At 64.1% G+C, this 7,541-nt stretch carries 6 protein-coding genes; 1 reads left to right on the top strand and 5 read right to left on the bottom strand.

Translation table 11 applies throughout. From position 1 onward, the window contains the following. The 5 genes from ACY69P_RS11820 to ACY69P_RS11800 form a co-directional block, all read right to left on the bottom strand. On the bottom strand, positions 1-470 hold a 470-nt coding region (locus ACY69P_RS11820), incomplete at its 3' end, for an ABC transporter substrate-binding protein (protein WP_462327615.1). Positions 471-483: 13 nt separating this feature from the next. Continuing rightward, on the bottom strand, positions 484-1,797 hold the full coding sequence (locus tag ACY69P_RS11815; protein WP_462327614.1) for a divergent polysaccharide deacetylase family protein: 1,314 nt from the start codon (positions 1,795-1,797) through the stop codon (positions 484-486). A gap of 65 nt (positions 1,798-1,862) precedes the next feature. Then, positions 1,863-3,140: a S41 family peptidase gene (locus tag ACY69P_RS11810; protein ID WP_462327613.1), complete on the bottom strand. Its 1,278-nt coding sequence runs from the start codon at positions 3,138-3,140 to the stop codon at positions 1,863-1,865. A gap of 89 nt (positions 3,141-3,229) precedes the next feature. Then, entirely contained in the window at positions 3,230-4,384 is a 1,155-nt protein-coding gene (locus ACY69P_RS11805) for a murein hydrolase activator EnvC family protein (RefSeq protein WP_462327612.1), read from the bottom strand. Next, positions 4,365-5,015 carry an endonuclease III domain-containing protein gene (locus tag ACY69P_RS11800; protein WP_462327611.1) on the bottom strand — a complete coding sequence of 217 codons (651 nt, stop codon included), beginning with the start codon at positions 5,013-5,015 and terminating at the stop codon, positions 4,365-4,367. The genes ACY69P_RS11805 and ACY69P_RS11800 overlap by 20 nt, the downstream gene beginning before the upstream one ends. A gap of 117 nt (positions 5,016-5,132) precedes the next feature. Here ACY69P_RS11800 and ACY69P_RS11795 point away from each other — a divergent pair, with 117 nt between their 5' ends. Next, complete coding sequence (locus ACY69P_RS11795) at positions 5,133-7,376, top strand: STT3 domain-containing protein (RefSeq protein WP_462327610.1); 2,244 nt, start codon at positions 5,133-5,135, stop codon at positions 7,374-7,376. The last annotated feature ends 165 nt before the right edge of the window (positions 7,377-7,541 follow it).

The raw sequence follows: 7,541 nt of genomic DNA, 5'->3' as shown, positions 1-7,541 counted from the left end.
TGAATTTCGAGCATCAGCCCAAGGTGCTTGTCCACGGGCGTTAAGTCGGACACGCCGGTGATGTTGGCGCCGGGCGTTTCAAGGTTGGGCACAAGGCCGGACCCCTGCGGGTCCGTCACGGCCGCGAAGATGAGCGGCACGTTGGCCATGTGCGGCGCTTTTTTGATGATTTGGGCGCAGGTCTGCGCGCTGGGTGTTGCGATGGCCAGCACGAGGTCCGGGCGCTCACCGGCGATGGTCTGGGCAATCTGGTTTGCCGTGCCCATGTTCGCCTGTGCATTGTGCACGCTGTAGTCGACATCAACGCCCTGTTCCTTCAAGGCGTCCTGAAAGCCCGCCAGCACGGCGTCCAGAGCAGGATGCTCCACAAACTGGCTGACGGAGACGGAGAACGTCCGGGCAAAGGTTGGCGACGGCGGCAAAGCCGCAAGCAGCAGCGCGGTCAAGACGAGTGGTACGATTCGCTTCATGGGTTCCCTTCCTCTAGCGAATAGGTTGTAAGGCGGTCAGCGGCACCATGCGCGCGGTGCGGTTGGTGCGCTGTCCCCATTCCTGCAGCGCTTTGAGCGTTTCGGGGTAGGGATGGCCGATGGCTATGGCCTGCCCCCGCGACGCCGCAAGGCGCTGCGCCTTTTCCAATTGTCGCCGGATGGAGCGTACGTCCCGGATATTGTCCAGGAATATGTTGCGCTTGTACAGCGCCAGTCCGGCATTGCGTCCTTCCTGCATGGCCACGCTTCCCGGCGTGGTCAGGCTGTCGAGGAAGAACATCCCCTTATTGTGCAGTTCACCCATGACGGTGGCCATTCCGGCCGTGTCCTGCGTAAACTTCGAACCCATGTGATTATTGACGCCGATAGCCTCGGGCACTTGCCTGAGGTCATCGTGCAGTGTGGCCAGAATCTGCCGCTTGTCCATGGTGGTAAAGAGCGCGCCGGGACCGGGACGGACGCCGGGGTAGCCCTTTGGCTCCATGGGCAGGTGCAGCAGAATATCCAGCCCCGCCTCATGCGCGATGCGGGCCACCTGTGTGGCGCGGGCCATGTGCGGCAGGATGGAGAAGGTGACGGGATAGGGCAGCTGGGCCAACTTCTTCGCATAGTTGGCGCTTTGCCCCATGTCGTCGATGACGATGGCCAGCTTGCCTTCGGAGAGGTCCTCCGGGCTTTTGGCGGGCGTCATCGTAAAGGTCAGGGTATGCGTCGGGCGGCCCATGAGCATGACGGTGGCGTGTTGCGTGCCGGATTCGTCGTGCTCGCGGACCAGCTTGCTCACCGGCGCCCATTTGGCAAGGGCGCGCTCCAGTGTGGTGATGAAGCGTTGCGGCTTGCTGTCCAGTTCAATGGTCAGCGCCTGATAGTGGTAGGCCTCGCCGTGGAAGCGGCGCAGGCTGATTTCCGTAAATTCCAGATGCCCCGGACCGTAGCCCGTGAGGATAAGGCTCTCCATGAGCGCAAAGTCCACCTTGCGGACAAGGCGTTCCAGCGGCGCGCCGAGGCTTTCCTCGTAGCCGTGGTATTGGCCTTCGTCGTCCTCGGCAATGGCGGCGGGGTCTTGTGCGGGGCTGGCGCCTTGGGCTGCGCCCTGCGGCGGTGCGCCGCCCTCGGCGGGCGGTGGGGGAGCGGTTTGGGTGGTTGCGGCAACGGGTTGCCGCACTTCGGAATTGCCGCCGCTGTCCGCAAGAAAGAACAGCGTGATGCAGACGGCAACAAGCAGGACAATGGTGACGCCCACAAGGTAGGCGGGGCGCAGCGTCAGTCGAGTGGTCTCGTTCGTGGTCTCTTCGGTCATGCCCATATGGCAGCGCCGGACACGAGGGTCCGGCGCTGAGGTAGTGATGTCTTCTGGGGCGCGCGTACGCGCTATTTAATGGCCTTCAGGTCAGGCAGCTTTTTGACAAGCTGGAGCGCCAGACGCAGCTGGTTGTCGCGGGAGAGCATTTCGAGGGCTTCCTCGGTGGCTCCACCGGCGGCGGCACCTTCTGCGTGCGTGGCGTTTTCAATGTGGCCCTGCAGGTCCTTTTCCCGAATCATGTGCAGGCCGGTGTCGGCCTTCTCGCGCGGGGGCTCAAAGGGATAAATCAGGTCGGGGACAATGCCCTCGGCCTGAATGGAGCGACCGCTGGGGGTGTAGTACAGCGCCGTGGTCAGCTTGATGCCGGAGCCGTCGGACAGCGGGATAACGCTCTGCACCGTGGCTTTGCCAAAGGTGCGCTCGCCGATGAGCAGGGCGCGGTTGTGGTCCTGCAGTGCGCCGGCCACAATTTCCGAAGCGGAGGCGGAGCCGGCGTTGATGAGCACAACCATGGGCACGGTAATGTCCTTGGAGGACTTGCGTGCGTTGAAGTCCTTGCGGTTCTTGGGGTTGCGGCCCTGAATGTAGACCACGTTGCCATCGGACAGGAAGGTGTCCGCCACGGACACGGCCTGATCCAGCAGACCGCCGGGGTTGTTGCGCAGGTCCAGCACGATGCCTTCCAGCTTGTGCTTGGAGCTGTATTCATTGATGAGCTGGCGCATTTCCTGCGTGGTGTGCTCGTGGAAGCGGGTCAGGCGCAGGTAGAGGTAGCCGTCCTCCAGCACTTCGCCCTTGGCACCAATGATGGGGATGGTGTCGCGGTTGATGCTGATTTTTTCGGGGGCGGTGGCGTCCTTGTGCAGGATGGTGAGCACAATCTCGGAGCCTTTGGGGCCACGGATGCGGCGCACGGCTTCGATGAGCGTGATGTCCTGCGTGGTTTCACCGTCGATTTCAAGGATGGTGTCCCCGGCCTTGAGGCCGGCCTTGTACGCTGGGGTGTCCTCGATGGGGGAGATGACGGTCAGGCGGCCGTTGCGGAGCGAAATTTCAATGCCGATGCCGCTGAACTCGCCGGAGGTGCCGATGCGCATCTCCTTGAATTCATCTGCCGTCATGAACGTGGAGTGGGGGTCGAGGTCTTGCAGCATGCCCCTGATGGCTCCGTTGATGAGCTCATCGCGCGAGACGTCGCGCACGTATTGACGCTCGATCATGTCCATGGCCTGACTGAACCGCTTGAGCGGGCCGTAGAGGTCCTCGCCCACGGGCTTGGTGATGCCTGTGGACACAGACATGGAGAGGAGCAGGATTGCTGTGAAGAACCAGACGGTTAAACGCATGTAAGCCTCCGGCTAGAGTATGATGGAACGGCCCTGACCGGACCTGTGCCTGACATTGCGGCAGCAGACGGTCAGCATGACGCCGCCCGTCATCTGAGGGCTGTCAGCCACTCATCAGGATTAATTGCTTTTTGCCCAAAACGCAATTCAAAATAGAGTCCGGGCCCATCCGCAGCGGGGTAGGGACCGGTCCAGCCAATAGTCTGTCCCTCTTTTACCGTGTCGCCACGGATGACGTTGCTTTCCGACAGAAAGGCGTAGAGGGAATAATATTTGTCACCATGCGACAGGATGACCACCCGGCCATACCCGCGCAGGATGTCGCTGTGCACAACGCGCCCGGCAAACACGGCGTTGACCGACGCGCCGTCAACGGTATGAAAACTGATGCCCCGGCGTCCGGGCGCCATGGTCAGGCGCGAGCCGGAGCCTTGGCGCGGAGTGAACCGCTTGCCGGAAACCGGCATGTGCAGCGTGCCCTTGCGCCGCTTGATGCCCGTTTCGGACAGCGCCTTGAGGCGGTAGTTCATGTCGTCGATGACGGACAAAATCTGCGACAGGGCTTGTTCCTCGCTGATGCGGCGGGTGCGGACCTTGCGCAGGCGCTGCACGAAGCTGAGGCGGCGCTGCACAAGGTCGTCCTTGTCGGCGTTGATGGCGTCGATGCGCTCTTCCGCCTCGGCGCGCAGGGCGCGGTGCTGCGTCGCAAGCTTCTGCAATTTCTGGTCCTGTTCGTCCAGTTCACGCAGGGCGGCCTGCACACGGGAGTAAAGCGCGGCCCCCCATGCAAAGCGGCGGTCCGTGGCCGCCCATGCCGGGTCGGACGCAGAGCGGCCCTGCTTGGCGCGCACGCGCAACGGCCACAGCGCATTCACCAAACGCGAGAGCTGACGCCGGGTGCGGGCCTTTTCAGCCTCCACACCCTCCTGCCTGTGCAGCAGGTCCGCGCGCTTGTCGTCCAGTGCGGCACGGCTGTCCTCTCGTTTGGCAATGCGCTTTCGCAGGGTGGCAAGGTCGGCCTCAATCTTGGCAAGGTCTGTGTTGAGGCGGCGCTCCTTGGATGTCAGAGAATCGACTGTCCGGCGGCCCTGTTCGGCGCGCTTGGATTCCTGCCGGATGGATTGGCGCAGGGCGTCCGAGCGGCCCTCGGCCCGTGCGGACGCGGCGGCGCAGAGTGCGGCGACGGCCAGCCCAAGGGCGAGGACAAGCGTGAAGGCGGGACGGCTATGGCAGGAACGGGGCAAGAGGGCACTCCGTGCAGTGCTGCGTGTTTTTGAGGCAGTATGTGGCCGCAACGCGAACGAGCAGCGCGTGAAACTCATTGTACAAGGGGACGTCCGGGTCCAGAACATCCATGAAAAAGTCGCGCATTTCGTCGTAGAGTACGTCTTCTGGAAGAAGTGCGTGACGTGTAAGTATGCGTCTGGTATAAGCATCTACTACAAAACTCGGCTTTTCGAGCGCGTAGAGCAGTATGCTGTCCGCCGTTTCGGGGCCGATGCCGCGTACGCCAAGCAGTGCCTCGCGCGCGGGGCCGAGCGGCAGGGCGCGCAGCTGGGTGAGGGCCATGTCGCATTCTTCGCCGAGGAAGGCAACGAAATCCTTAAGACGATTGGCCTTCATGCGAAAATACCCGGACGGGCGAATGCATTCTGCCAGCTCATCGGGGTGGGCGTCGCGGATGCCCTCCGGCGACAGCATTCCGGCGGCTTTCAGGTTGCCGATGGCTTTTTCCACGTTCCGCCAGTTGGTGTTTTGCGTGAGTATGGCGCCCACCGCCACCTCAAAGGGCGTTGTGGCTGGCCACCAGTGGCTGGGGCCAAGGGCGGTGAGCATGGCGGCGTACATATCGCGAAGCAGGTCTTCTCTGGGCATATTTCGGGTGCGTCCTTGTGCGCGTCGTGTCCCGGCGCCGGTGCGGCGCAGTCGGGAATCCGGGAAGTCTAATGCGCGCGCGGCAATTGTGCAACCATCCAGCAAAACGGGTGAATCATGACATGTGCACGACACGGCGTTGACGGGCAGGTGACATCGGCTGGAGAGTGTTGGGGCGTTTGGGTGGCCTTTGTGGTGGCCTCTGCCGTGGCCGTGCTGCTGCACATGGCGGAAGTTCCGGCGTGGCTGCGCGCGGACCTGCGCGTTGGCGGCGAGGCCATTGTGGGTACGCACGACGCCTACGCATGGATGGCCGGGGCCAAGGGCACCAGCCGTCTGGCCGGACAACCGCTCAGCCTGTTGCTGGGGTGGATGCATGGGGCCACGGGCATTGCCCTTGGCGACATAGCGTTCTGGATGCCGCCGTTTGTGGCCGCCCTTGCCGCGCTTCCTGCCGCCTTTTTGGCCGCGCGGCTGGTGCACCCCGCCGCGGGACTTGCCGCCGGATTTCTGGCCGTGGCGTGTCCCGGTTTTTTCATCCGCACACGTGTCGGGTTCTGCGACACGGACATTCTGACCCTATTTTTTCCCCTGATGGCAACGGCGTGGTTTTATGTCCTTTTGACGCCCTTTATGCGCGGCGCGTGGCGGTGTGGCGGGGCCGATGCGTCTGCGCCTACGGACGCTGACGCCGCAGACGCAGAGCGCGGGCTGTGGGAGCATCGGCGTACGGCGCCAGCCGGGGCGGTGGGCCTTGGCGCGCTGCTTTGGCTGTACACGTGGTTTTACGGCTCCGGCTTTGTGATTGCCCTAGGCCTGTGCGGCGTGTGCGGCGGGTTGGCCCTTGTGGCGGCGCGGCGGGGCCTGTGGGGGGATAGTCTCTTTGTCGTCGCCCTGACCTTGGCGTCGTGGCTGGCTGGTCCGGTTGGATGGATGGTGGGGGCGGCGCTGGCCGGCGCGGCCCGGGCGCGTCCGGAGGCCGGGTGGCGCTGGCGCGTGAGCCTGACTGCGGTCCTTGGCGTAGCCGCCCTTGCCGCGCTTGTTCTGGTCCGGCAGGGCGATGTGGCGACCATAGGGATTATTCTGACCAAATATCTGGGCCTTGGGCCTGCTGATGAGGCTGTGCGTCAGGCGTGGGGCGATTTGAATTTGCCGTCGGTCATCTCCAGCGTGCGCGAGGCCACGCGCCCCGCCCCGGATGCTGTTTTACGCTTTATGAGCGGCAATTGGGTCATGAGCGCCGTGGGCATTGCGGGGTATCTGGCCCTTGCGTGGCGCCGTCCTGCCGCGCTGATGCTGTCGCCCATGCTGGCCCTTGGCGTGGTCGGCGGCTGGCTGGGGACGCGCTTTACCATGTATTCCGGCGTTATTGTCGGCCTTGGGCTGGCGTACATCGTGTCGTGGCTGGTGGTGCGGTACCGTGATTCGGCGCGCACGCACTGGGTGTTTCAGGCGGGGCTGTTGTGTGTGGTCAGTCTGCCCACAGTGATGAATGTGGACGCCTTTGACCCCGTGCCTGTGGTGACGCCGCAGTACGCGGCAACCCTCGACGACGTAGGGCGGCTGGCCCAGCCCGATGCTGTGCTGTGGCAGTGGTGGGACTTTGGCTACGCGGCGCAGTACTACGCGGAGCGCGACACGCTGGGCGACGGCGCGCGGCAGGACGGCAACGTGCTCTACACCCTTGGCAAGGTGCACAGCACGCCTTCGCCTCTCCAGGCGTGGCAGTTTATGCGCTACATGGCGGCCGAGCGCGAGCGGCAGGCGCAGGCGGCCGGGGACGATGCACCGCCGTCTCCGCAAGCCTTGCGGCTTCCTGTCGCGCCATTTGATCCTGTGGCGGGCCTTGCGCAGATGGGCGCGGAAAAGGCGCAGGCGTTTGTGGAGTCCCTCGCGCGGGAGCGCCGGGAGTGGCCCGTGACCGGGCGGCAGCAGTTTTTGACCGTGGGATGGGAGAACCTGCGCATCGCTACATGGATAACGCGTTTCGGGCACTGGAAGCTCGACTCCGGCGCGGCGGGCGGCGGGTCGTCCAAGCGGCTTTTGCAGGGCACGAGCTTTGATTTGGAAAAGGGGCGGGCGCACATTGACGGCATTGGCGTTGTGCCCCTTGCGACCATGGATTTCATCCGCCGGGACGGGAGCTTTCACCAGTACCAGTGGCACTCGGGCGGCAGGGTGCGCATTGTGGCTAACGAACTCAGCGGGGAGATTCTGGTCATGGATGGCGAGGCGCGCCGCTCACTCATGGCGAAGATGCTTCTTGATGATCCGGCGGCCTTTGAGCCGTATTTCACCTTGGTGGTGGACCGCGCGCCGTGGGCGCGGGCCTACCGCGTGAATACGGACATCGGCAGGTAAGGCATGCAAAAGGGCGGCAGGGCCAAAGCCCCGCCGCCCGGAAGGACGGATATGTCGTCACGGCGTGGGCGCGGGCTGGCGCTCTGCGCGGCGCGGTGACGGACTTGTGGGCCCAGCCTCGCGTTAGGCTCTGGCGCGGTGGCGGTGCCTGTTTCTATGGCGGCG

The sequence above is a fragment of the Desulfobaculum sp. genome (assembly GCF_054921475.1).
The sequence above is the reverse complement of the archived record's forward strand: the minus strand, read 5'-3'. Positions and strand labels throughout refer to the sequence as shown.